The organism is Nonomuraea harbinensis (genome assembly GCF_019396385.1).
In the GTDB taxonomy this organism is placed as follows: Bacteria; Actinomycetota; Actinomycetes; order Streptosporangiales; family Streptosporangiaceae; genus Nonomuraea; species Nonomuraea ferruginea.
This window is the reverse complement of record NZ_JAHKRN010000027.1, coordinates 45,054-66,946: the sequence shown is the minus strand read 5'-3', so window position 1 is coordinate 66,946 and position 21,893 is coordinate 45,054. Positions and strand designations below refer to the sequence as shown.

The window sequence follows — 21,893 nt, the reverse complement described above, 5'->3', positions numbered from 1 at the left end:
TGACCGGTGTGGCGGAGGAAGCGGCACGGCTGCTGGTGCGGTTCGGCCGCCGTTACGCGGCCGCCGTGCGCCTGGCGACGCTGGTGCCGATCTGCGCTGTCGCCCTGTTCAGGGCGTCCCCGGAGCACTTCGCGGCCACCGCCTCGATGGTCGCCGTCGCGGCGGTGTGGACGTGCGGCTACGTATGGTGGCTGCGCCGGGGCCGGGGGGACGCGCTGCTCGCCCCCGACGTGATCGTCCTGCTGACCCTGACTGCGAGCGTCACCTGGACCGGCGCGCTTGAGGACACCAATTTCGGATGGTCACGGCTCCTGGTCACCTTCGCGTGCGTGACGTGGCAGTGGCACACCTCGCTGCCCGTGGGAGCCGCCGTGGCTCTGGTGGCCGGAGGCGGGGCGGCCGTCATCGTCGCCATGGCGGTGCCGGACCCGAGTGTGATCAGAGGCAACCTCTGGGCGGTGCCGGCGGCCGCGCTGTCCAGAGCCGCCTGGACCCTCCTGCGGCAGGCCGCAGACAGGGCCGACCGGATGGCGGCCGAGGCCGCCCGGGCGCGTGCCGCCGCGCAGGCGGCGGCGGCCGTCCGCGCCGAGGAACGCGAGCTCGCCAACGCCCTGCACGACACGGCCGCGACGACCCTCCTGATGGTCGGCACCGGGCAGGTGCGCTCCGACTCCGCCTGGCTCGGCCCGCAGGCCCGCCGCGACCTCGACAGGCTGCGTTCCGACAGCAGGCGGACGCCCCGCCCGGCCGACCTCGTCGACCTGCTCAGGGCCGACCTCGACGCCGCCCAGCTCTCCGTGGAGTTCGACCTGCCGGCACGCTTACCACTCCCGGCGGGGGTCGCGGCGCCCATCGCCGACGCGGCGCGCGAGGCGCTCACCAACGTGCGACGCCACTCGGGCACGACACGGGCGACCGTCCGCCTGCGCGGGGACTCCCGGTCGCTGCGGCTCGACATCATCGACGAGGGAAAGGGATTCTCCCTGGAAGACGTCCCGGGCCACCGCCGCGGCATCCGCGAGTCCGTGCGCGGCAGGATGACCCGCATCGGAGGCACGGCCACCGTCGTCTCCGCCGAGGGCGAGGGCACCCGAGTGCGGCTCGAATGGCCGGCCGGCCATGACTGACGCCGCCGGGGAGCGGACCGGAGCCCAGCTCAAACGCGGCCTCCGGATAGCGACGCTGCTCGTCGCCGTGGCGATAGCCGGCGGGCTCGGCGGCGCCAACCTGATGCGCCACTGGGACGTGTACGAGTGGCCGGTCGCCCAGGTCGTGGCTCTCGCGATGCTGGCGGCCGTGCTCGCCTGCGAGGCCGTGCTGCTGGTCCGGCGGCGCCCGTGGAACCGGCTGCGCTGGGCCGCCGTCGCCGTGGTGCTCGCCGCGTCCGCTCTCTCGTACGCGACGCTGCCGGACGGGCGGACGTCCACCACCACCGACTGGATCTTCGGGGCGGCGAACTGGGCGGGCTTCACCGTGCTGCTCGACCGCCCGTTGCGGACCTCGGCGGGGTTCCTGGCCGCTCACGAGCTCGTCGCCCTGCTCCACCTGTTCCTGTTCGACGAGCCCGACCGGCAGGCCCTGGCCCGGTTCGCCACCGGCTCGGTGACCGTGATCGGCTTTCCGCTCTGCGTGGCCGTGGGCGCGGCCGTGCTCCGCGGCCTCAGCGCGGCGGCGACCACCGCCCAGCGGGAGCTCGAACGGGTGCGCGTGGTGGAAGCCGTCGCGGCGGCGTCGCACCGCCGCAGGCAGCAGCGGTTCACCGAGCTATCGGCGAGCACGATCCCGCTGCTGGAGGGGTTCGCCGACAACTCGCTCCGGCCGGACGATCCTGCCGTCCAGCGGCTGTGCGCCATCGAGGCGGCCCGGATGCGGCGGCTGTTCGCCGAGACCGACACCGTCGCCGACCCCCTGGTACACGAGCTGCGCCACTGCGCCGACGTCGCCGACCGCAAGGGCGTCGAGGTGGAGCTGGACACGCGCGGGCAGTGGCCGACGCCCCCCGTGGCCGTCCGGCGCGATCTCACCGAGCCGGTGCTGACCGTGCTCGCCACCGCCGCCTCCCGGGCCAGGGTCACCGTCGTGGGCAGCGCGGACCTGGTGTCGGTGAGCGTCGTCGCCGACAGCGGCGAGGTGGACGTGCCGGATCCGGCGACGCCGGGAGTGCTGGTCGAGACGCTGCGCAATGACGAAACGGTATGGATGGAGGTCCGATGGCAGCCCACCGCGCCGGCGACGAGGTGATCACCGCGGTGATCGTCGATGATCACGCGGCCATCTCCGCGGGCGTCAGCGCCTGGTGCGCCGAGGCCGCGCCGCCGATCGACCTCATCGACGCGGGGGAGCGACTCGCCGACGTGTGGACCGGGCCGGGCGCCGCCGCCGACGTGGTGATCTTCGATCTGGAGCTGGTCCCCGGCAGGCCGGACTTCGGCGAGCTGCGCAGGCTGGTCCACAGCGGCAGGCGCGTGGTCGTCTACTCCCAGCACACCGACGACGCCACCGCGATCAAGTGCGTCGACCTCGGCGCGCTCGCCTACCTGACCAAGCGGGAGGGTCCCGAGCACCTGGTGACGGCCATCAGGGCCGCGGCGCGGGGAGAGCCCTACACCGCGCCGTCGCTGTCCGGGGCGCTCGCCGCGGACCAGTCCCCGGACCGGCCGCGCCTGTCCCAGCGCGAGACCGAGGTGCTGCGGGCGTGGTTCGTCTCCTCGTCCAAGGACCTCGTCGCCGCGAAGCTCAACATCACCGTCAAGACCGTCGAGACCTACATCGCGCGCGTACGCGTCAAGTACGCCAACGTCGGCAGGGCCGCCCGCACCAAGAGCGACCTCGTCACCCGCGCCATCGACGACGGCGTCATCACGCTCGCCGAGCTCAACCAGACGCTCGACCACACGGAGGCCACGCTGTAGGGCGTTCGCCGGACACCGGCCCGCCGCCCGCCTCCCTAGAGTTGCGATCAAGCTGCGGCCGACACAGGGGGGCCCGGATGGCACTGAAAATCAAGATCCTCGGACCATGGGAGGTCACGGCGGATGACGAACCGGTCAAGGTGGCCGGTGAGCGGCGGGTCGGCTTGCTGGCCCGGCTGGCGCTGAGCGCCGGCCACGTGGTTCCCGCCGAACAGCTGCTGGCAGACGTCTGGGGGCAGAGCACGGCGGCGACGGCGGCCAAGCAACTGCACATCGTCGTGTCGAAGATCCGCGACCTGCTCTCCAGGCACCAGGAGAACGAGGTCATCACGACCGTCGCCGGCGGATACCGGCTGAACGTGGAGCGGGAGAACGTCGACGCCCATCTGTTCACGCTGCTGAGCGGCCGGGCGGGCGCCGCGCGGGCCCGGGGCGAGGCGGCGACTGCCGACACGCTGTTCCAGCACGCTCTGGCGCTCTGGCGGGGCGGCGCGCTGACCGGCATCACCGCTCCGTGGGCCCAGGTCGAGGCCGCACGCCTGGAAGAGGAGCGCCTCATGGCGCTGGAGGACCACGCCGACCTCCGCCTCGCCGCCGGTGACCACCGCGCGCTGGTGCCGATGCTCACCGCCCACACCCTGTCCCACCCGCTGCGGGAACGGCCCCGGGCCCAGCTCATGCTGGCGCTGTACCGGGCGTCCCGGGCGTCGGAGGCTCTCGCGGTCTACCGGGACACCCGGTCTGTCATGGTCGGCGACCTGGGCATCGAGCCGGGGCCGGGGCTGCGCCGGATGCAGGAGGCGGTGCTCCGCCGCGACCCGGCGCTGGACCTCGCCTCCCCGGCCATGCTCATGACGCTCACCGAGCGCGTCATCACCACCGCCCGGCGCTGACCGGTCAGCGGTCGGGGATTCCGTCCCGGGTCGGGCGTGACGGCTCCGGCGAGATCGTCCGGAACGGATCCGCGGTCAGCCGGGAAGGCGGTAGACCGACACGTGCGAACGCGACTCGGCGGTGAAGGCGGCGCCGGACCAGTCGGCATGCCTGCTCTCCAGCTCGAACCCGGCCAACTGCGCCATGAGGTCGAGCTCGGCGGGCCAGATGTAGCGGTGCGGGCTGCGGAACAGCCGGGCCTGCCTGCCGTCGTCGAACTCGAAGTGGTGCGAGACGACGTGCTGCGCCAGCACGTCGTAGGTGTCGAGACCGATGTAGCCGTCCTCGCTGTGGAAGACCGTGGCCCGCTGCCCCGGCGGGAGCTTGCGCAGCTCGGGCACCCAGAGCTCGATGACGAACCGGCCGCCGGGCGCGAGGTGACGGGCGGCGTTGCGGAAGCACGCGACCTGCCCGGCCTGCGTGAGCAGGTTGGAGATGGTGTTGTAGACGAGGTAGACCAGCGTGTACGTGCCCGGGGCGACGGCCGTCGTCATGTCGCCGGCGATCACGGGGATGGTCTCCTCGTCCGCCTTCGTCCGCAGTCGGTCGATCATCGGAAGGGAGAGCTCGATGCCGGTGACGCTCACCCCCCGCTCGGCCAGCGGCACGGCGACGCGGCCGGTCCCGATGGCGAACTCGAGCGCCCGGCCGCCGCCCGCGAGCTCGGCCAGGCGTCCGACCGTCGGCTCCAGCACCTCGGGCGCGAACATGCCGGTGCCCGGCGTGTCGTAGCGCCGGGCGGTCTCGGCGTCCCAGACGTCCTCCTGTCGCATGCGGCCCACGATCTCCCGCTCGTCCGCGCGCTGTCCAACGATTTCTAGCGCACCCGCTCGGCCAGGAACTCCTCCCACGTGCGCTTGCCCAGCTCGGCCTCCAGCGACAGGTTGTCGCCCGCCCGGTAGGCGCGGCCCGCCTTGCCCGGCATCCGGACCCGCAGCATCGGCCGCCGCTTGCCCCTGGCCGCCAGGTAGCCGCGCACCAGCTCGCCCATCCCGTACACCTTCGGCCCGGCGAGATCCGGCACCAGGTCGGACGGCGGGCCGACGGTCAGCTCCGCGAGGCGGGCGGCGACGTCGCGGGCGTCCACCGGCTGGAACCTGAGCCCGCCGGGGACCGGGACCACGGGGAGCTTGGCCATCGGCGTCACCGCCTTGAGCACGAGGTCGTGGAACTGGGCGGCGCGCAGCATCGTCCAGGGGACACCCGAGTCCATCACGGCCCGCTCGGCGTCCCGCTGGTAGCGGAACCAGGCCAGCGGCACGCGGTCGGCGCCGATCACCGAGATGTGCACCAGGTGCCGTACCTCCGCGCGCACGGCGGCCTGGACCAGGTTGCGGGTCAGCACGTCGTCGTTCTTGGGGCCGCCCGCCAGGTGCAGGACGGTGTCGGCGCCGTCCACGGCGGGCTGGAGGCCCTCGCCGGTGAGCAGGTCGGCGGTCACGTCGCCGCCGCGCCGGCCGAGGACGCGCACCTGGTGGCCGGCGGACCGCAGGAGCGGTACGACGAGGCGGCCGAGCGTACCGGTGCCGCCGGTGACCAGAATCAGGGATGTCATGGTTTGCTCCAGTAGTCCATCGGGTGGGGTCTGCAACGCCGACACCTCGCGGGGAAGGAATGTGACACGGTGAACGAGCGCGAGCTGATGACGGCGTGTTTCGAGGAGGAGCGCGGCCGCCTGCGCGCGGTGGCCTACCGGATGCTGGGCTCGCTGAGCGAGGCGGACGACGCCGTCCAGGAGACCTGGCTGCGGGCGAGCCGCGCCGGCACCGGCGAGGTGGCGAACCTGGCGGCGTGGCTGACCACGGTGGTGGGCCGCGTGTGTCTCAACGTGCTGCGTTCGCGGCGGCGGCGCGACGATGAGCCGCTCGGCGCGGGCATCCCCGATCCGGTCATCAGCCCGGAGTCGGGCGTGGACCCCGAGCACGAGGCGCTGCTGGCGGACTCGGTGGGGCTGGCGCTGCTGGTGGTGCTGGAGACGCTGTCGCCGGCCGAGCGGCTGGCGTTCGTGCTGCACGACATGTTCGCGGTGCCGTTCGAGGAGATCGCGCCGCTGCTCGACCGGTCACCGGCGGCGGCCCGCCAGCTCGCCAGCCGCGCGCGGCGCCGGGTGCGCGGGCAGGCCCCTGTGCCCGACCCGGACCCGGCACGCCAGCGCGACGTGGTGAACGCGTTCTTCGCCGCCGCCCGTGACGGCGACTTCGACGCGCTCGTCTCCGTACTCGACCCCGAGGTCGTGCTGCGTTCCGACGGCGGCGTGGCGCGCGCCCGCCACACGGTCGTCTTCCAGGGCGCGGGAACGGTCGCGGAGCAGGCGGTCACGTTCGGGCGGCTCTCGCCGTTCGCCCGCCCGGCGCTCGTCAACGGTACGGCCGGCGTGGTCGTGGTGGCGAAGGACCGGCCGCTGTCCATCATGGCGTTCACCGTCACGGACGGCCGGATCGCGGCCATCGACGTGATCGCGGACCCCGAGCGCCTGGCGCGGCTGATCCCCGGCGTCTGACCCCAGGTCACGCGGGGGTTTCAGGTACCCCCCGCCCATCGACAAGGAAATTAGGTGAGGCTAAGCTAACGGCTCATGAGACGTCCCCTCACTCTGACCGTGCTGCTCGCGAGCGCGTTGGTGCTCGGGCCGGCCGCCTGTGGTGGCGCGCCCGAGAGCGACTCCGCCGCCGGTGGAGACAAGAAGATCACCGTTTACAGCGGGCGCAGCGAGTCGCTGGTCAAGCCGCTTCTGGAACGTTTCAGCCAAGAGAGTGGCATCACCGTCGAGGCCAGGTACGGCAACACCGCCGCCATGGCCGGCCAGCTCCTGGAGGAGGGAGACCGCTCGCCCGCCGACGCGTTCTTCGCCCAGGACGCGGGTGCGCTGGGCGCGGTGGCCAAGCAGGGCATGTTCGCCCCGCTGCCCGACGACCTGACCGGCAAGGTGCCCGAGACGTACCGGGCCGGCAGCAAGGAGTGGGTCGGCGTCACCGCCCGCTCGCGGGTCCTGGTCTACAACCCCGACCTCGTACAAGAGGCGGACCTGCCCGCGTCGGTCTTCGACCTCACCAAACCGGAGTGGAAGGGCAAGGTCGGCGTGGCCCCGACCAACGCCTCCTTCCAGGCGTTCGTCACCGCGATCCGGGTCCAGCACGGCGAGGAGAAGGCCAAGGAGTTCCTGACCGGGCTCCAGGCCAACGAACCGCAGATCCGCGAGGGCAACGGACCGATCCTGGAGGAGGTCGACGGAGGCAAGATCGCCATCGGCCTCATCAACCACTACTACCTGGGCGAGCTGGCCAAGGAGCGCGGCACCACGCCGGACACGCTCAAGGCCAAGCTGCACTTCTTCCCCGGCGGCGACACCGGCGCGCTGGTGAACGTGGCCGGGGTGGGCGTGCTCAAGAAGGCCGCCGAGGACCCCGACGTGCGGGCGTTCGTCACGTACCTGCTCGGCGCGGACGCGCAGAAGTACTTCGCCGAGCAGACGTACGAGTACCCGGTCGTGGACGGCGTGGCCCCGCCCGCATTCGTGCCGCCGCTCGACCAGCTGACCGCGCCCGACGTGGACCTCAACGACCTCGACGAGCTGGAGGCCACGATCGCGCTGATCAAGGAATCGGGGCTCGTCCCGTAGTGATGCGCACGCGCACGCGCCGGCCGCTGCTGCTCGCCCTCTCGGTGGTGACGGTGGCGGTCGCGCTCGTCCCGGTGGCCTACCTGACGGTCAGGACGGCCGAGGCCGGATGGGCGCGGATCGCGGAAGAGGTGCTCACCGTCCGAACGGCCCGGCTGGCCGTCCTGACCGTGGGCCTGGCGGCCGTCGTGACCGCGGCCTGCACCGTCCTGGGCGTGGCGTCGGCGTTCCTCGTCGTACGCACCGACCTGCCGGGCAGGCGGCTGTTCGCGGTGCTGGCGGCGCTGCCGCTGGCCGTGCCCACCTACATCGCCGCGTTCGCCTGGCGGTCGTCGGTGGACGGGTTCGAGGGCTTCTGGGCGGCCGCGCTCGTGCTGACCCTCTGCTCGTACCCGTACGTCTTCCTGCCCGTCGCGGCGGCGCTCGTCAACGCGGACCCGTCGCAGCAGGAGGTGTCGCGCTCGCTCGGCAGGAGCGCGTGGCGCACGTTCACCGGCGTGACGCTGCGGCAGATCAGGCCCGCCTACGCCGGCGGGGCGCTGCTGGTGGCGCTGTACGTGCTGTCGGACTTCGGCGCGGTGTCGATCGTGCGTGCCGACACCTTCACCCGGGCCGTGTTCGTCGCCTTCGACCTGGGCTTCGACCGCACCGGCGCGCTGGTGCTGTCCACCGTGCTGGTGGTGCTGACCATGCTGGTGCTCGCGGGGGAGACCGTCACCCGCCGCCGCGGCGCCCGGTACGCGCACCTCGGCGGCACCCGCAGGACCGCGGCCAGGCAGCGGCTCGGGCGGGCCCGCTGGCCCGCCGCCGCCGCGCTGGCCGTGCTGGCGGGGCTCGCGCTCGGCGTCACCGCGCTCAGCCTCGGCCTCCGGATGCTCCAGGGCGTCTCCCGTCCGGGCGCCTGGGCGGAGGTGGCCGCCGCCATGGGCAACTCGCTCTGGCTGTCACTGGCCGGGGCCGCGCTGACCATGGCGCTCGCGCTGCCGCTCGGCCTGCTGACGGCCAAGGCTCCTGGACCTGTCGCGACCGTGCTCGACCGGCTCGCCTACGTCAGCCACGCGCTGCCGGGCGTGGTGATCGGGCTGTCGCTGGTGTCGTTCGGGGTCACGCTCGCGTACCCGCTCTACCAGACGACCTGGCTGCTGGCGCTCGGCTACGCCGCCCTGTTCCTGCCGCTCGCCCTCGCCGCCGTCGCCGGGGCCGCCGCGCAGGCGCCGCCGGTGCTGGAGGACGTGGCCCGCTCGCTCGGGCGCGGGCCGGTGGCCGTGCTGCGCACGGTGACGCTGCCCCTCGTCCTGCCCGGCATCGGCGCGGGCGCCGCGCTGGTCTTCCTGACCTGCATGAAGGAGCTGCCCGCCACGCTGCTGCTGCGGCCGACGGGCGTCGACACCCTGGCCACCGAGCTGTGGACGCACACCACCGTGGCCGCGTACGCGGCGGCGGCCCCTTACGCGGCGCTGCTCGTGCTGCTGTCATCGGTGCCCGCGTGGCTGCTCACCGCGCGCACCGGCATACTCACCGCGGAGACTTCACGATGAGCCAGTTGGACCTGCGGGGACTCGTCAAGCGCTACGGCGCGGTGACCGCGCTCGGCGGTGCGGACCTCGCCGTGCCCGGCGGCACCCTCACCGCCGTGCTCGGCCCGTCCGGCTGCGGCAAGACCACGCTGCTGCGGTGCGTGGCGGGCTTCGAACGGCTCGACGCCGGCGAGATCTCCGTCGACGGCCGCGTGGTCGCCGGGCCGGGCACGCACACGCCGCCCGAGCGGCGGCACGTCGTCACGGTCCCGCAGGAGGGCGCGCTCTTCCCTCATCTGTCCGTACGGGACAACGTCGCGTACGGGCTGACCCGCGAGGAGCGCCGCTCAGGCCGGGCCGAGGAGGTGCTCGACCTGGTCGGCCTGGCCGGGTACGGCGACCGGATGCCGCACCACCTGTCCGGAGGCCAGCAGCAGCGGGTCGCGGTGGCCCGAGCCCTGGCGCCGCGGCCCTCGGTCATCCTGCTCGACGAGCCGTTCAGCGCGCTCGACGCCGGACTCCGCGCCGACCTGCGCAGGGACGTGCGGGCCGCGCTGCGGGCCGACAAGGCGACCGGCATCCTGGTCACCCACGACCAGAACGAGGCGCTGTCCGTCGCCGACCAGGTGGCGGTGATGCGCGACGGCCGCGTCCTGCAGAGCGGTCCTCCCGTCGAGCTCTACCGCGAGCCGGCCGACCCGTGGGTGGCGGCCTTCGTGGGCGAGGCCGTGTTCCTCCCGGCGACCGGCCTCGACCTGCTGACGCCGCTCGGCCCGGTCGCCGCGGACCGGATCCCCGGCGGTACGGGCGAGCTGACGGTCATGGTGCGGCCCGAGCAGATCGTGCTCACGGAAGGGCCGGGCGTGTCGGCCACCGTGACCGGCCACGACTTCCACGGCCACGACGCCACCGTCGCGCTCCTGCTGGCGGACGGCACCCGCGTCACCGCCCGCGTGCCCGGCCACGCCGTCCCTGTCGCGGCCGGCTCGGCGGTGTCGGTGCGGGTCGAGGGGGCGTGCCGGGTGTGGCGCGGGGGTCACTTGGACAGGTAGAGGGTCTTCCAGGTGCCGGCGTACAGGCAGTTGAGTGACGGCTTGGACCGCTTGCCCTCGGCGCAGACCTTGAGCTCGACCTGGTAGACGTCGCTGTCGGTGAACGAGAAGCTCTTCGCCGTCCGGTACGTGCAGTCGCGGACGCTGCGGTGCTTGTGCGGCAGCTGGTTCCCGTCCCGGTAGGTGATGCGGAACACGGCCCAGCCGCAGACCTTGGACGAGGCGGCGTAGTCGTAGACCTTGCCGGTGATCTTCACGGTGTCGGCGGTGGGAAGGTCCGCGTGGTCCTCGCCCTTGGCGGTCAGCGTGCCGACGGCCTTGGCCTTCTGGCCGGGAGCGTAACGCGGGCCCCACGGGGCGGCGGCTTCGGTGGTGGCGGTCGCGGCCTGGGCGGCGGGGGCGATCGCGAGAAGGGTGCCTGCGGCGAGGGCGAGAACGGCGACGGGGCGGGAGAGCGACATCGGTGCGGTCCTTTCTCAAGTTTTCCTGACCGCACTGTGCGCCGCCCCGCTTTCAACCCCCTTGCCGGGTGGAATCTGCCGCTTTCAACATTCTTGCCCCGTAGCGGCCATCTCCGTTGATCAGGTCCGGTAGCGTCCACCCATGCTGAAGACGATCGCGTTGGTGGTGGCCGGTGCGCTGATGGCGCCCGCGCAGGCGCCCGCCATCCCGAAGGACTTCCTGCTGTACGAGAAGCAGGCCCGGCAGGACGACGAGCACTGGATCCTCGGCCTGGACGGGGCGGAGGACGTGTGGAACATCCAGTGCAGCCCCGTGATGCTCTCCGGGTGGAAGGAGAGCCGGGAGGTCTCGTACGACACGAAGATCGGCGGCGGTGAGCGCACCGACCGCAGGCGCGGCGAGCAGCTGTTCGTGTTCGCCAGTGCCAAGGGCGCGGGGAAGATGATGGACCGGATGCGCGCCCTGCTCAGGCAGTGCGGCAAGACGGTCAAGGTGGGCAAGCCCCGCATCGGCGACGAGGCGCTGCAGGCGGCGCGGACGATCCGGCCCACGAAGAAGGCGCCGATCCCGCAGACGCAGAAGTTCGTCGCCGTGCGCGAGGGCTCCGCCGTGGCGATCTACTGGGACATGCACAACGACGCCAAGCCGCTGCGCACCCTGGCCAGACACCGGGCGGACGCCGCGAAGATGGCCGCCAAGATGGCCCGCTACTGGTCGAGGTAGGCCCTGCTGTCGTGACGGAAGAGGTGGACGATCACCCCGATCGCCAGGCCGAGCCCCACGATGGCCGGAAGGCTCAGCCCGCCGCCCGCGGCCAGGTTGGCAAGGTAGCCCAGGACGTTCATCGCCATGATCGCGATGAGGCCGAAGCGGGCCCAGCGCCTGCGGGCGGTCAGCTTGACCGTCAGGAAGGCCGTGAGCACGAGGAGGGCGGCGCTCCACCCCGTGATCAGGTAGATCTGCGAGGTGTCCACCCCGGCCGGGGCGGACCCCGCGAAGAAGAGGATGAGGCCGGCGACCAGGGCCATCACCACGATATAGATCCAGAGCAGGATCCGAGCGGTCCGAACCGGCCTGGGCATGGGGGTGGCTTCGTCCATGGCATGACCGTAGCCGCCCCGGCCCCCCTCATCCGACGCTTTGCGAACGCTTCCTACTTCACGAACCTCGCCGCGATCCGCTTGCCCGCTCGCTGGGCGGGCGCCTCCACCAGCCGGTACGTCAGCGCCGCGCAGCCGAGCAGCGCCCCCAGCACCACCACGCCCAGCCCGGCCCGGTACGGCCACGCGACGGCGGCCGGATCCGCCAGCAGCCCGTCCACGATCTCCAGCAGGATCGGGTGCAGCAGGTAGACCGAGTAGCTCACCATGCCCAGCCACGCCCACCACGCCGGCACCCGCCGCCGGGCCAGCAGCATCCCGGCCGCGAACGTGGCCCACGCCGCCGGCACCGCGCTCACCCACGGCCACGGGACGCCGTCGCCGTGCCAGAGCGCCGCGGCCACCGCCGCGACCGGCACGCTCCCCGCCAGCGCCGCCGCCCGCCACGGCGCGACCTGCCCGTCCCGCACCCGGTACAGGGCCGTGCCGGCGAACATGGTGGCCAGGATCGTCAGGCTCTGCCAGGCCGGGATGCGCCCGTTCACCAGGATCAGCCCGAGCACCACCACCCCGAGCACCAGCGCCCCGGCCCGCCGCGCACCAGGACGCCCGCTCAGCACCCCCGCCAGCCCGCACCCCACCAGCGCGATCACGGCGAGCACGGTGCCGAGCGTCGCCCCGGCCCCGCGCGACAGCAGCACCGACGGCAGCACCCCGCCCAGCAGCACGGCCGCGGCCCCGAACCCGAAGGCGACCTCCGCGCTGCGCCGGTGCACCCCGGCCACGTACAGGGCGGTGACCAGGAGGTAGAAGGCCATCTCGTACGAGAGCGTCCAGAGCACGTTGAGCACGTTCGGCACGTTGAGCAGGTCCTGCAACATGGTCAGATGCCCGAGCACCGCCGACGTCGGCCGGTCGGTGAGCCAGACGTGCATCGGGTCGACGCCGGAGACGGCCAGCAGCAGGGCCGCCGCCACGGCCACCGCCCACAGCGGGTAGAGCCGGAAGAACCGGCCGGCCCAGAACCCGGCCACGCTGCCCCGCCGCTCCAGCGAGGCGGGGATCACGTAACCGCTCACCAGGAAGAACACCATGACGCCATAGATCCCGGCGTCGAACCAGGGCCCGGTGACGGCGCGCAGCTCCGGGTAGAGCGGGTTGAGCGCGTGCTCGTACACGACCACGAGCGCGGCGACGGCGCGCAGCGCGTCCAGCCAGCCCAGGCGGCTCTCGCGAGGAGGAACGCGCGCGAGGGTCTCCCGGGTCCCGGTGGAATTGGCCATCGAGGCCCGAGGCTACCGCGTGGTACGCCCCTTTTGGCCGGAACCATAGAAGATCGAGCGAAGGGCGGGAGTTGTCCCGCCCATACCGATCACCCGCTCAGCGTCACATGTTGATCATGTGGCCGGCCAGGCCGTGGACCGCCTCCTTGACCGCCTCGCCCAGCGTCGGGTGGGCGTGCACGTTGCGGGCCACCTCGTGCACCGTCAGGTCCCACTGCTGGGCCAGCGTCAGCTCGGGCAGCAGCTCGGTGACCTCGGGGCCGATCAGGTGGGCGCCGAGCAGCTCGCCGTGCTCGTTGTCGCTGACGATCTTCACGAAGCCGTTCGCGTCGCCCAGGCCGTGCGCCTTGCCGTTGGCGGTGAACGGGAACTTGACCACCTTGACGTCGTGGCCCAGGTCGCGGGCCTGCGCCTCGGTGTAGCCGAAGCTGGCCACCTGCGGCTGGCAGTAGGTGGCGCGCGGGATCATCACGTAGTCGAGCTCCATGGTCTCGGCGCCCGCGATGGTCTCGGCGGCGATCATGCCCATCGACTCGGCCGCGTGCGCCAGCATCAGCTTGGCGGTGACGTCGCCGATCGCGTAGATGTGCGGCACGTTGGTGCGCAGGCGGCCGTCGACCGCGATCGCGCCCCTGTCGGTCAGCTCGACGCCGGTCTTCTCCAGGCCGTAGCCGTCGACGCGCGGCTGGAAGCCGATCGCCTGGAGCACCTTGTCGGCCTCCAGCACCTGCTGCTGGCCGTCGCGCGACACGGTCACCTTGACCGAGGAGCCGGTGTCCTCGATGTTCTCCACCCGGGTGGAGGTGTGCAGCTCGATGCCGAGCCGCTTGTAGCGCTTGGCCAGCTCGGCCGAGACCTCCTCGTCCTCCAGCGGCACGATCCGGTCGAGGAACTCCACGATCGTGACCTTGACGCCGTAGTTGTGGAGCACGTACGCGAACTCCACGCCGATGGCGCCCGCGCCCGCGATGATGACGCTGCCGGGCAGGTCCTCCGAGAGGATCTGCTCCTCGTACGTCACCACCCGGTCCGACAGCGACGTGCCGGGGATCAGCCTGGTGGTCGCGCCGGCGGCGATGATGCAGTTGTCGAAGGTGATCGTCTCGTCGTTCACCTGGATGGTGTTGGCGTCGAGGAACGTGCCGCGCCCGTCGTACTCCGTGATGGAGTTCTTCTTCATCAGGTAGTGGATGCCCTTGACCCGGCCGTCCGCGACCTTGCGGCTGCGCGTGAAGGCGGCGCCGTAGTCGAACGTGACGTCACCCTGGATGCCGAAGGTCTTGGCCTCCTTGGTGAAGATGTGGGCCAGCTCGGCGTTGCGCAGCAGCGCCTTGGACGGGATGCAGCCCACGTTCAGGCAGACGCCACCCCAGTACTTCTCCTCGATGACCGCCGTGCGCAGCCCGAGCTGGGAGGCGCGTACGGCGGCCGTGTATCCTCCCGGACCCGCGCCCAGGACCACGACGTCGTAGTGAGTGCTCATGGTTCGGACCATACCGCTCGCCGGAGGGCGCACCTGACCGTCACCCCCGCGGCTGGACGTCCACCTGGTAAGGCAGTGTCAGCTCGTCGGCGACCTTGCCCCGAATACCCCAGTTGACCTGCGGCATCTCGATGATTGTGATTTCCACGTCTTCTGGCTCGTACGGGAGCCGCTCGTAGATCGTCCGGATGAGCGCGCGCTTGGCGTCGTCGCTGCGGCCGGTGAAGCAGACGATCTCGATGATCAGGTACGAGCCGGAACGCCGCGGACAGACCAGGTCGTCGGCGTCCAGCAGCAGGAACCGGTGGAACCGCTTGTCCTCCGGCAGCCCCCACGCCTCGACCAGGCATCCCTGGAGCAGGTCGGAGACCTCCCGCTGCCGCCCCGCCCACACCTCGCGCCGCCCGTAGACCTTCACCTGAGCCATGTCGGTCACTATAGAACCGTGATCCGCATACTGCTGGCCGACGACGAGGCCATGATGCGCGCCGGGGTGCGGGCCATCCTGGCGTCCGACCCGAAGCTCGACGTGGTGGCCGAGGCCGGCGACGGGCGCGAGGCGGTCGACCTGGCGATCAGCCACCACCCGGACGTCGCGCTGCTCGACATCCGCATGCCGGTGCTCGACGGGCTGGCCGCGGCGGCCGAGATGCGCAGGGCGGCGCCGGGCACGGCGGTGGTGATGCTGACCACGTTCGGCGAGGACGACTACATCGCCAAGGCGCTGGAAGTGGGCGCGAGCGGCTTCCTGCTCAAGTCGGGCGACCCGCGCGAGCTGATCGCGGGCGTGCACGCGGTGGCCGACGGCGCGGCCTACCTCTCGCCGAAGGTCGCCCACCGGGTGATCGCCCAGCTCGCCGGCGGCCGGATGGCGCGCGGCGCGCACGCCCGCGACCGGCTGGAGTCGCTGACCGAGCGCGAGCGCGAGGTGCTGGCCCTGGTCGGCGCCGGGCTGTCGAACGCGGAGATCGCCGGACGCCTGCACATCGTCGAGGGCACGGTGAAGGCGTACGTGAGCGCGATACTCACCCGGCTGGGCGTCCGCAACCGGGTCCAGGCGGCGATCATCGCCTACGAGGCGGGATTGGTAGCCTGACACGTGATGTATCGCCTCGTGTTCACGCAGGTCTTGCGGCGGTTCGACGCCGAGGCCGTGCACCACCGGACCGTCAGGGGGCTGGCGTTGGTCGCCAGACTGCCCCTGCTCAAGCGCCTGCTCCACAGGGCGCTCGCCCCGCACGACCCGGCGCTGCGGATCACCGCGTTCGGCGTGCACTTCCCCGGCCCGCTCGGGCTGGCCGCCGGCTTCGACAAGGACGCCGCCTGCGCGGAGGCCGTGGCCGCGCTCGGCTTCTCGCACGTCGAGGTCGGCACGATCACCGCGCACGCGCAGCCGGGCAACCCGCGCCCGCGGCTGTTCAGGCTCGTACGCGAGCGCGCGGTGGTCAACAGGATGGGCTTCAACAACGCCGGAGCCCCGGCCGCCGCCCGCCGCCTGCGCCGCACCCGAGGGGTGCCCGCCGTGGTCGGCGTCAACATCGGCAAGACCAAGGTCGTGCCCGAGTCCGAGGCGGCCGCCGACTACGTCACCAGCGCCAAGGAGCTCGCGCCGTCGGCCGACTACCTGGTGGTCAACGTCAGCTCGCCCAACACGCCCGGCCTGCGCGACCTCCAGGCGGTGTCGCTGCTGCGGCCCCTGCTGACCGCGGTCAAGGAGGTCTGCGACAGCACGCCGCGGCGCACCCCGCTGCTCGTCAAGATCGCGCCCGACCTGGCCGACGACGACGTCGACGCCGTCGCGGACCTGGCGCTGGAGCTGGGGCTCGACGGCATCATCGCGACCAACACCACGATCGCGCACGACGGCCCCACCGGCGGGCTGTCCGGCCGCCCGCTCAAGGCCCGCTCGCTGGAGGTGCTGCGGCGGCTGCGCGCCCGCGTCGGCGACCGGCTCACCCTGGTGTCCGTGGGCGGCGTCGAGGACGTCGACGACGTCTGGGAGCGCCTCCTGGCCGGCGCCACCCTGGTCCAGGGCTACACCGGCTGGATCTACGGCGGCCCGCTGTGGGCGTCCCGCATCCACCGCCAGCTCTCCCGCCGCATCCGCCGCCACCGCCTGACCTCCATCACCGCCATAATCGGCCGCACGGCCCCTGCGGATTCCCGCCGTACGGACCCCGGATCCGGAGAGATCGGCCGCGCGACTTCCGGATCCGCGGCGACCGATCGTACGGACCCCGGATCTGGAGAGATCGGCCGCGCGGCCCCCGACTCCGCGGAGGCCGGTCGTACGGTCTCCGATGACTCGCGGTGACAGGTCCGGCGGAGCTCGGCGGCGGGGTCGTGCTGCGTCCGCTGGCGCTCGACGACGCCGAGCCGCTCGCGGACGCGTACCGTCGCAACCGCGACCACCTGCGCCGCTGGGAGCCGCGGCGGACGGAGGAGTTCTTCACCACGGCGGGCCAGGCCGCGCGGGTGGCGGAGATGCTCAAGATCCGCGACGAGCACCGGATGTTCCCGTGGGTGCTCGCCGACGGCCCGCTGATCGTCGGCATCCTCAACGTGAACGACATCGTGCTCGGCGCCTTCCGCAACGGCCACCTGGGCTACTGGGTCGACGCTGCCCGCAACGGCCGCGGCCTGGCCACCGGCGCGGTGCGGGAGGCCTGCCGCGTCGCGGCGGAGTCGCTGGGGCTGCACCGCCTCCAGGCCGGCACCCTCCTCGACAACCACGGCTCCCAGCGCGTGCTGCGCAAGTGCGGCTTCACCGAGATCGGCGTGGCCGAGAAGTACCTGCACATCGACGGCGAGTGGCGAGACCACCTGCTCTTCGAGAAGATCCTGCATGACGGCCCGCCCGGGTAGGACTGTCGGCACGGGCGGCTAATGTCCGAGCGTCGGATGCCGGACACGACGGCCGGGAGTTGAGTGGTGGCGCGCGCGAGACCCGACGAGGTCGAGGTCACGGTCGAGCAGCTCGTCCATGTCGGCGACGACGACTACACCGTCGCCCGGGTGAGCGCCGACGACCTGCCCTCCTTCATCGCCTCCGGCCGGACGCTGGCCGGGGCACAGCCGGGGGAGCGGCTGCTGCTCGCCGGCGAGTGGGGCGAGCACCCCCGCTTCGGCGCCCGCCTGCAGGTCCGCCGGTGCGAGCGCATAGCGCCCTCGACCGTCCGCGCCATCGCCCTCTACCTCGGCTCCGGCCTCATCCGGGGCGTCGGGCCGCGACTGGCCCACGCCATCGTCAGCCACTTCGGCGAGGAGACGCTCAAGGTCATCGACACCGAGCCCGGCCGGCTGCGCGAGGTGGTCAACATCGGCGCCATCCGTCAGGCCCAGATCGTCGAGGCGTGGGCCGAGCAGAAGGCCGTCGCCGCCCTCATGGTGGCCCTGCAGGGCTTCGGGGTGAGCCCGCTGCTCGCCGCCAAGATCTACCAGGTGTACGGCGACGAGTCGCTGCGTGTCCTCACCACCGATCCCTACCAGCTCGTGGGCCGGGTGCGCGGCATCGCCTTCCAGAGCGCCGACCGCATCGCGCTGCGCTCCGGCGTCCCGGAGGACAGCCCGCAGCGCGTCAAGGCGGCCGTGGTCGACCGGATCGAGGCGGCCGCGGCCGGCGGCGGCCACTGCTTCGTGCCGCTGCGCGCGCTCGTCGCCCAGGTGGCCGCGCTGGTCGAGCAGGACGAGCCGAAGATCAGGCAGGCCGTCGACGCGCTCCACGCCGACCGCCGGGTGGTCGTCGAGGCGTCACCCTCCGACCCGGGCCGCCTGGTCGTCTACGGCAAGCAGGAACACAGCCGCGAGGTCGCGCTGGCCGCTCACCTCGCCCGGCTCGCCCGCGCCCCGTCCAAGCTGCGGCTGCGGCCCTTCCAGGAGGACGACCGGCTCCACGACGACCAGCGCGCGGCGGTCAACCTGGTGCTGACCAGCACGGTCTCGGTGCTGACCGGCGGCCCGGGCTGCGGCAAGAGCCACACGGTGGCCGCCATCGCCGCCACCGTGCGGGCGATGGGCGGCCGGGTGACGCTCACCGCCCCCACGGGCAAGGCGGCCAAGCGCCTGTCGGAGCTGACCGGGCTGCCCGCGATGACCGTCCACCGCATGCTCGCCCAGCAGCCGGAGGACGACGGCGCGCTGTTCCAGGAGCGGGCCGTCGAGGCCGACCTCATCGTGGTCGACGAGGCGTCCATGCTCGACCTGCAGCTCGCCACCCGGCTGGCGTCGGCCGTCCCGTCCGGCAGTCACCTGCTGCTGGTCGGCGACAGCGACCAGCTGCCCAGCATCGGCCCCGGCCGGGTGCTGGCCGACCTGCTGAGCGTCGAGGAGATCCCGCGCGTCCGGCTCACCCACATCTTCCGCCAGGCGCAGGGCAGCGGCATCGTCAGGGCCGCCCACCACGTGCGCGCCGGCGAGCTGCCCGGGCTGCCCGGCGGCGGCGGGTTCTGGTTCGAGGAGCTCGACGACCCGCAGGCGGTGGCCGACCGGGTCATCCACCTCGCGACCGAGGCCATCCCCCGCAAGCAGGGCATCCGCCCCGACCAGGTGCAGGTGCTCTGCCCGATGCGCAAGGGCGTCACGGGCACCGTCGAGCTGGGCCGCCGCCTGCAGGAACGGCTCAACCCGCCGGGCGACGGGGTCGACGAGCACTGGTACGGCTCCTCGGTCTACCGGGCGGGCGACCGGGTCCTGCCCATCCGCAACAACTACGACAAGGGCGTCTTCAACGGCGAGACCGCCACGGTCACCGCCGTCGACCAGCGCGAGCGGCTGGTGGAGCTGCGCACCGACGACGGCCGCACGGTCGAGTACGCCTTCGGCGAGCTCGACGAGCTGACCCACGCGTACGCGATCAGCGTGCACCGCTCCCAGGGCAGCGAATACCCGTTCGTGGTCGCCCCGATCGTCGCCGAGTCGGGCGGCATCATGCTGCGCCGTAGCCTCCTCTACACGCTGGTGACCAGGGCCAAGTCGTGGGTGGTGCTGGTGGGCCGGCGCGAGGCCCTGGAGATGGCGGTCCACACCCTCGGCCGCAGACGCAACACCGCGCTGCCGCAGCGGCTGGCCCTCGCGCTGGCCTGACGGGTCAGATGCTGGGCCGGGTCGACTCGGGGTCGTGGGTCATGGCCTCGATGCGGTCCATCACCTCGTCGAGCCGGATGACGCCGGGGAGGTGCGGCCTGCGGCGCTGCCACGGGTGCGGCCCGGCCGGCGGGCGATACTCGACGCCGAGCGCGTCCAGCCGCCCCAGGTGGGCCTCCAGGCGGCCGGCGAAGTCGTCCTGGGCGCCCCAGGCGATGTCGGCCAGCGCGCACGCCCTGGGCCACATCCGGTAGTCGAGGGTGCGCGGGTCGGGCACGCGCTCCGTCCAGAGCTGCGCCTGCACGCCGATGACCCGCTCACGCTCCTGAGGAGCCCAGTCGTCCGGGGCGGGGTCGAACGCGGCCACGTCGGCCACGGTGATCGTCTCGCCGATGGCCAGCGGCTCGTCGGGCGAGGCCGCCTCCGCGTAGTCGAAGTAGAGCGGGAAGACCGAGGTGGCCACCACGTCGTGGCCCGCGGCGGCGGCGCGGCGGGCCACGCCCTGCCCACGCCACGGCATGACGACCGTGTCCGGCCGCAGCCCGCCGCTCACGAACGCCTCGTCCCACACCACCGCGCGGCTGCCCCGCTCGGCCAGCGCGTCGGCCAGCCGCCGCAGGAACCACGCCTGCAGGTCGTTGACCGTGGCCAGGCCGAGCGACTCACGGTAGGCGTCGATCTCGGGCGAGGCGGCCCACTGGTCGAGCACCACCTCGTCGCCGCCGATGTGCACGTAGGGGGTCTCGCCCAGCGCCCCCAGCAGCTCGTCGAAGATCGTGGTGAGGAACTCGACCGTCGGCGGCAGCGGCGACAGGATCGCGGGGGAGATGCCCCACCGGTCGAGCACGTCATGCGGCTCGCCCGTGGCGCCCAGCGACGGGTAGGCCGCCAGGATCGCCGAGGCGTGCCCCGGCACGTCGATCTCCGGCACCACGGTCACCGCCCTGTCGCGGGCGTAGGCGGCGATCTCGGCCAGGTCGTCCAGGGTGTAGTAGCCGCCGTGCGGGATGCCGTCGAACGCCTCCGGCTGACCGTACGGGTGCACGGCCGAGCGCGGGCGGTGGGAGGACATCTCGTGCAGCAGCGGGTAGGCCCGGCTCTCCACCCGCCAGCCCTGGTCGTCGGCCAGATGGAGGTGGAGGCGGTTGAGCTTGTGCAGCGCCATGAGGTCGATCAGCCGCGTGACCTCCCGCTTGGGGAAGAAGTGGCGCGCCACGTCCAGGTGGAGCCCGCGCCACGGGAAGCGGGGCGCGTCCTCGATCCGCACCCCGGGCACGTTCCACGACGTCGCGGCACCGTACCGGAAGGCCTCGTCGGGCAGCAGCTGGCGCAGCGACTGGGCGGCGTAGAACGCGCCCGCCCGGCCGCCGGCGGCGATCTCGACGCCGCGCGAGCCCGTCGTCAGCCGGTAGGCCTCGTCGCCGAGCGAGGGGTCGAGCCGCAGGTCGATCGCGCCGTCGTCGCCCGGCAGCAGGTCCAGCCCCGGCATCGCGGTGCGGACGGCGCCGATCAGGTCGGCCGGCCCCGAGACGGCGGCCCCGGCGGTCAGCTCGTAGGAGGCGGACAAGGGACGGCTGAGCTTCGGGCGAGGGATCATGACTTCAGATAGTGCTGCAAGCCGTTCGCCAGCGCCAGCGCGATCTTTTGACGGAACGCCGGGTCGCGGAACTTCGCCGCCTCACCCGCGTTGCGCATGTTGCCGGCCTCGATGAAGACCTTCGGCACCGTCGACAGGTTGAGCCCGCCCAGGTCGCCGCGGTAGTCGAGCCCCTTCTTGCCGATGTAGGTGGAGTACGGCAGCCCGGTGCCCTCGCGGAAGGCGTCGCGCACGGCCTTGCCCAGCCTGGCCGAGGCGCCCACCACGGGGTCGACCGGCCCGCCGATCTTCTTCGGCATGATGACGTGGAAGCCGCGGTTTCCCGGGCTGGAGCCGTCGGCGTGGACCGAGATCGCGGCGTCGGCCTCGCTGCGGTTGCCGATCGCGGCCCGCTCGGTGATGCACGGGCCGACGCCGGTGTTGCTGGAGCGGGTGAGCTTCACCGTCGCGCCGCGGCTCCTGAGGATCTTGGCCAGGCGCGTGGACACGTCCCAGTTGAAGGCCGCCTCGGGGTAGCCGCTGTTGGTGGAGGTGCCGGTGGTGTCGCAGGCCTTCCACTGGGTCAGCACGTTGACCTTGCGGTTGATTTCCTTCGGGGCGCGGGCGTTGCCTCCGTTGTGTCCCGGGTCGATGACGACGACCCTGCCGTCGAGCGGCCGCACGGAGGGGGCCTTCTCGGCGGGCCGGGCCGAGCCGTCCGATCGGGCGGGCTCGGCGGCCGTGGCGCTCGACGTGGGCCCGGCGTCCCGGCGCGCCATCTGGTCCGCCACGGGGGCACCGGGAACGGCGCCGCCGCACGCGGAGGCGACCAGGCCGCAGGCAGCGAGAAGAGAGGCGGGAAGCGCACGCATGC

General features: G+C 72.8%; 22 protein-coding genes. 13 read left to right on the top strand and 9 right to left on the bottom strand.

Going from position 1 to position 21,893, the window contains the following annotated elements; genetic code table 11:
* Positions 1–8 precede the first annotated feature (8 nt).
* From KME79_RS25975 to KME79_RS25960, 4 genes are all read left to right on the top strand, one after another.
* Positions 9–1,127, top strand: coding sequence for a sensor histidine kinase (locus KME79_RS25975; RefSeq protein WP_219546723.1), 1,119 nt, complete (start codon positions 9–11; stop codon positions 1,125–1,127).
* Positions 1,120–2,241 carry a hypothetical protein gene (locus KME79_RS25970; RefSeq protein WP_219546722.1) on the top strand — a complete coding sequence of 374 codons (1,122 nt, stop codon included), beginning with the start codon at positions 1,120–1,122 and terminating at the stop codon, positions 2,239–2,241. The genes KME79_RS25975 and KME79_RS25970 overlap by 8 nt, the downstream gene beginning before the upstream one ends.
* On the top strand, positions 2,211–2,912 hold the full coding sequence (locus tag KME79_RS25965; RefSeq protein ID WP_219546721.1) for a response regulator: 702 nt from the start codon (positions 2,211–2,213) through the stop codon (positions 2,910–2,912). Before KME79_RS25970 ends, KME79_RS25965 begins: the two co-directional genes overlap by 31 nt.
* Before the next feature lie 77 nt (positions 2,913–2,989).
* Entirely contained in the window at positions 2,990–3,805 is an 816-nt protein-coding gene (locus KME79_RS25960; protein ID WP_219546720.1) for an AfsR/SARP family transcriptional regulator, read from the top strand.
* A gap of 75 nt (positions 3,806–3,880) precedes the next feature.
* On the opposite strand, the gene KME79_RS25955 is transcribed toward KME79_RS25960, so the two are convergent.
* Together KME79_RS25955 and KME79_RS25950 are read right to left on the bottom strand one after the other, a co-directional pair.
* A complete protein-coding gene (locus tag KME79_RS25955; protein WP_219546719.1) occupies positions 3,881–4,618 on the bottom strand; it encodes a class I SAM-dependent methyltransferase in 738 nt (245 codons plus the stop codon).
* A gap of 44 nt (positions 4,619–4,662) precedes the next feature.
* Positions 4,663–5,400 (bottom strand): SDR family oxidoreductase, encoded by a 738-nt coding sequence (locus KME79_RS25950; protein ID WP_219546718.1) that lies wholly within the window; start codon positions 5,398–5,400, stop codon positions 4,663–4,665.
* A gap of 69 nt (positions 5,401–5,469) precedes the next feature.
* Between KME79_RS25950 and sigJ the strand changes: the two genes are divergently transcribed.
* From sigJ to KME79_RS25930, 4 genes are all read left to right on the top strand, one after another.
* Positions 5,470–6,345 (top strand): RNA polymerase sigma factor SigJ, encoded by an 876-nt coding sequence (gene sigJ, locus KME79_RS25945; protein ID WP_219546717.1) that lies wholly within the window; start codon positions 5,470–5,472, stop codon positions 6,343–6,345.
* 75 nt (positions 6,346–6,420) lie between these two features.
* Positions 6,421–7,464: an iron ABC transporter substrate-binding protein gene (locus tag KME79_RS25940; RefSeq protein ID WP_219546716.1), complete on the top strand. Its 1,044-nt coding sequence runs from the start codon at positions 6,421–6,423 to the stop codon at positions 7,462–7,464.
* Positions 7,465–7,466: 2 nt separating this feature from the next.
* A complete protein-coding gene (locus KME79_RS25935; RefSeq protein WP_219546715.1) occupies positions 7,467–9,002 on the top strand; it encodes an ABC transporter permease in 1,536 nt (511 codons plus the stop codon).
* Positions 8,999–10,033, top strand: coding sequence for an ABC transporter ATP-binding protein (locus KME79_RS25930; protein ID WP_219546714.1), 1,035 nt, complete (start codon positions 8,999–9,001; stop codon positions 10,031–10,033). The genes KME79_RS25935 and KME79_RS25930 overlap by 4 nt, the downstream gene beginning before the upstream one ends.
* Here KME79_RS25930 and KME79_RS25925 read toward each other — a convergent pair.
* Entirely contained in the window at positions 10,018–10,494 is a 477-nt protein-coding gene (locus KME79_RS25925) for a hypothetical protein (RefSeq protein ID WP_219546713.1), read from the bottom strand. The genes KME79_RS25930 and KME79_RS25925 overlap by 16 nt on opposite strands.
* Positions 10,495–10,636: 142 nt before the next feature.
* Here KME79_RS25925 and KME79_RS25920 point away from each other — a divergent pair, with 142 nt between their 5' ends.
* Positions 10,637–11,218: a hypothetical protein gene (locus KME79_RS25920; protein ID WP_148035201.1), complete on the top strand. Its 582-nt coding sequence runs from the start codon at positions 10,637–10,639 to the stop codon at positions 11,216–11,218.
* Here the strand turns inward: KME79_RS25920 and KME79_RS25915 are convergent.
* From KME79_RS25915 to KME79_RS25900, 4 genes are all read right to left on the bottom strand, one after another.
* Positions 11,203–11,595, bottom strand: a complete 393-nt coding sequence (locus tag KME79_RS25915) for a hypothetical protein (RefSeq protein ID WP_219546712.1) — start codon at positions 11,593–11,595, stop codon at positions 11,203–11,205. The genes KME79_RS25920 and KME79_RS25915 overlap by 16 nt on opposite strands.
* Positions 11,596–11,648: 53 nt before the next feature.
* Entirely contained in the window at positions 11,649–12,878 is a 1,230-nt protein-coding gene (locus KME79_RS25910) for an acyltransferase family protein (protein WP_219546711.1), read from the bottom strand.
* 103 nt (positions 12,879–12,981) lie between these two features.
* A complete protein-coding gene (gene lpdA, locus KME79_RS25905) occupies positions 12,982–14,361 on the bottom strand; it encodes a dihydrolipoyl dehydrogenase (RefSeq protein ID WP_219546710.1) in 1,380 nt (459 codons plus the stop codon).
* A gap of 40 nt (positions 14,362–14,401) precedes the next feature.
* Positions 14,402–14,788, bottom strand: a complete 387-nt coding sequence (locus KME79_RS25900) for a tautomerase family protein (protein ID WP_219546709.1) — start codon at positions 14,786–14,788, stop codon at positions 14,402–14,404.
* An 18-nt stretch (positions 14,789–14,806) separates the two neighbouring features.
* Between KME79_RS25900 and KME79_RS25895 the strand changes: the two genes are divergently transcribed.
* The 4 genes from KME79_RS25895 to recD2 all read left to right on the top strand — a co-directional run bounded on the left by KME79_RS25895 (position 14,807) and on the right by recD2 (position 19,443).
* Positions 14,807–15,457 carry a response regulator gene (locus KME79_RS25895; protein WP_219546708.1) on the top strand — a complete coding sequence of 217 codons (651 nt, stop codon included), beginning with the start codon at positions 14,807–14,809 and terminating at the stop codon, positions 15,455–15,457.
* A 3-nt stretch (positions 15,458–15,460) separates the two neighbouring features.
* On the top strand, positions 15,461–16,675 hold the full coding sequence (locus KME79_RS25890; RefSeq protein WP_308249054.1) for a quinone-dependent dihydroorotate dehydrogenase: 1,215 nt from the start codon (positions 15,461–15,463) through the stop codon (positions 16,673–16,675).
* Positions 16,672–17,226 (top strand): GNAT family N-acetyltransferase, encoded by a 555-nt coding sequence (locus KME79_RS25885; RefSeq protein WP_219546706.1) that lies wholly within the window; start codon positions 16,672–16,674, stop codon positions 17,224–17,226. Before KME79_RS25890 ends, KME79_RS25885 begins: the two co-directional genes overlap by 4 nt.
* Before the next feature lie 66 nt (positions 17,227–17,292).
* Positions 17,293–19,443, top strand: a complete 2,151-nt coding sequence (gene recD2, locus KME79_RS25880; RefSeq protein ID WP_308249053.1) for an SF1B family DNA helicase RecD2 — start codon at positions 17,293–17,295, stop codon at positions 19,441–19,443.
* Between the two features lie 4 nt (positions 19,444–19,447).
* Here the strand turns inward: recD2 and KME79_RS25875 are convergent, their stop codons facing one another.
* Positions 19,448–21,040, bottom strand: coding sequence for a beta-N-acetylhexosaminidase (locus KME79_RS25875; protein WP_219546704.1), 1,593 nt, complete (start codon positions 21,038–21,040; stop codon positions 19,448–19,450).
* Positions 21,037–21,891 (bottom strand): N-acetylmuramoyl-L-alanine amidase, encoded by an 855-nt coding sequence (locus tag KME79_RS25870; protein ID WP_219546703.1) that lies wholly within the window; start codon positions 21,889–21,891, stop codon positions 21,037–21,039. Before KME79_RS25870 ends, KME79_RS25875 begins: the two co-directional genes overlap by 4 nt.
* Positions 21,892–21,893: the final 2 nt, after the last annotated feature.

Bases quoted from the DNA above. Each gene is read 5' to 3' on its own strand.
- KME79_RS25930 (WP_219546714.1), top strand. From the start codon at position 8,999: ATGAGCCAGTTGGACCTGCGGGGACTCGTCAAGCGCTACGGCGCGGTG.
- KME79_RS25965 (WP_219546721.1), top strand. From the start codon at position 2,211: ATGGCAGCCCACCGCGCCGGCGACGAGGTGATCACCGCGGTGATCGTC.
- KME79_RS25900 (WP_219546709.1), bottom strand. From the start codon at position 14,788: ATGGCTCAGGTGAAGGTCTACGGGCGGCGCGAGGTGTGGGCGGGGCGG.
- KME79_RS25950 (WP_219546718.1), bottom strand. From the start codon at position 5,400: ATGACATCCCTGATTCTGGTCACCGGCGGCACCGGTACGCTCGGCCGC.
- lpdA (WP_219546710.1), bottom strand. From the start codon at position 14,361: ATGAGCACTCACTACGACGTCGTGGTCCTGGGCGCGGGTCCGGGAGGA.
- KME79_RS25955 (WP_219546719.1), bottom strand. From the start codon at position 4,618: ATGCGACAGGAGGACGTCTGGGACGCCGAGACCGCCCGGCGCTACGAC.
- KME79_RS25920 (WP_148035201.1), top strand. From the start codon at position 10,637: ATGCTGAAGACGATCGCGTTGGTGGTGGCCGGTGCGCTGATGGCGCCC.
- KME79_RS25970 (WP_219546722.1), top strand. From the start codon at position 1,120: ATGACTGACGCCGCCGGGGAGCGGACCGGAGCCCAGCTCAAACGCGGC.
- KME79_RS25910 (WP_219546711.1), bottom strand. From the start codon at position 12,878: ATGGCCAATTCCACCGGGACCCGGGAGACCCTCGCGCGCGTTCCTCCT.
- KME79_RS25875 (WP_219546704.1), bottom strand. From the start codon at position 21,040: ATGATCCCTCGCCCGAAGCTCAGCCGTCCCTTGTCCGCCTCCTACGAG.
- KME79_RS25940 (WP_219546716.1), top strand. From the start codon at position 6,421: ATGAGACGTCCCCTCACTCTGACCGTGCTGCTCGCGAGCGCGTTGGTG.
- KME79_RS25870 (WP_219546703.1), bottom strand. From the start codon at position 21,891: ATGCGTGCGCTTCCCGCCTCTCTTCTCGCTGCCTGCGGCCTGGTCGCC.
- KME79_RS25925 (WP_219546713.1), bottom strand. From the start codon at position 10,494: ATGTCGCTCTCCCGCCCCGTCGCCGTTCTCGCCCTCGCCGCAGGCACC.
- KME79_RS25960 (WP_219546720.1), top strand. From the start codon at position 2,990: ATGGCACTGAAAATCAAGATCCTCGGACCATGGGAGGTCACGGCGGAT.
- KME79_RS25915 (WP_219546712.1), bottom strand. From the start codon at position 11,595: ATGGACGAAGCCACCCCCATGCCCAGGCCGGTTCGGACCGCTCGGATC.
- KME79_RS25935 (WP_219546715.1), top strand. From the start codon at position 7,467: ATGCGCACGCGCACGCGCCGGCCGCTGCTGCTCGCCCTCTCGGTGGTG.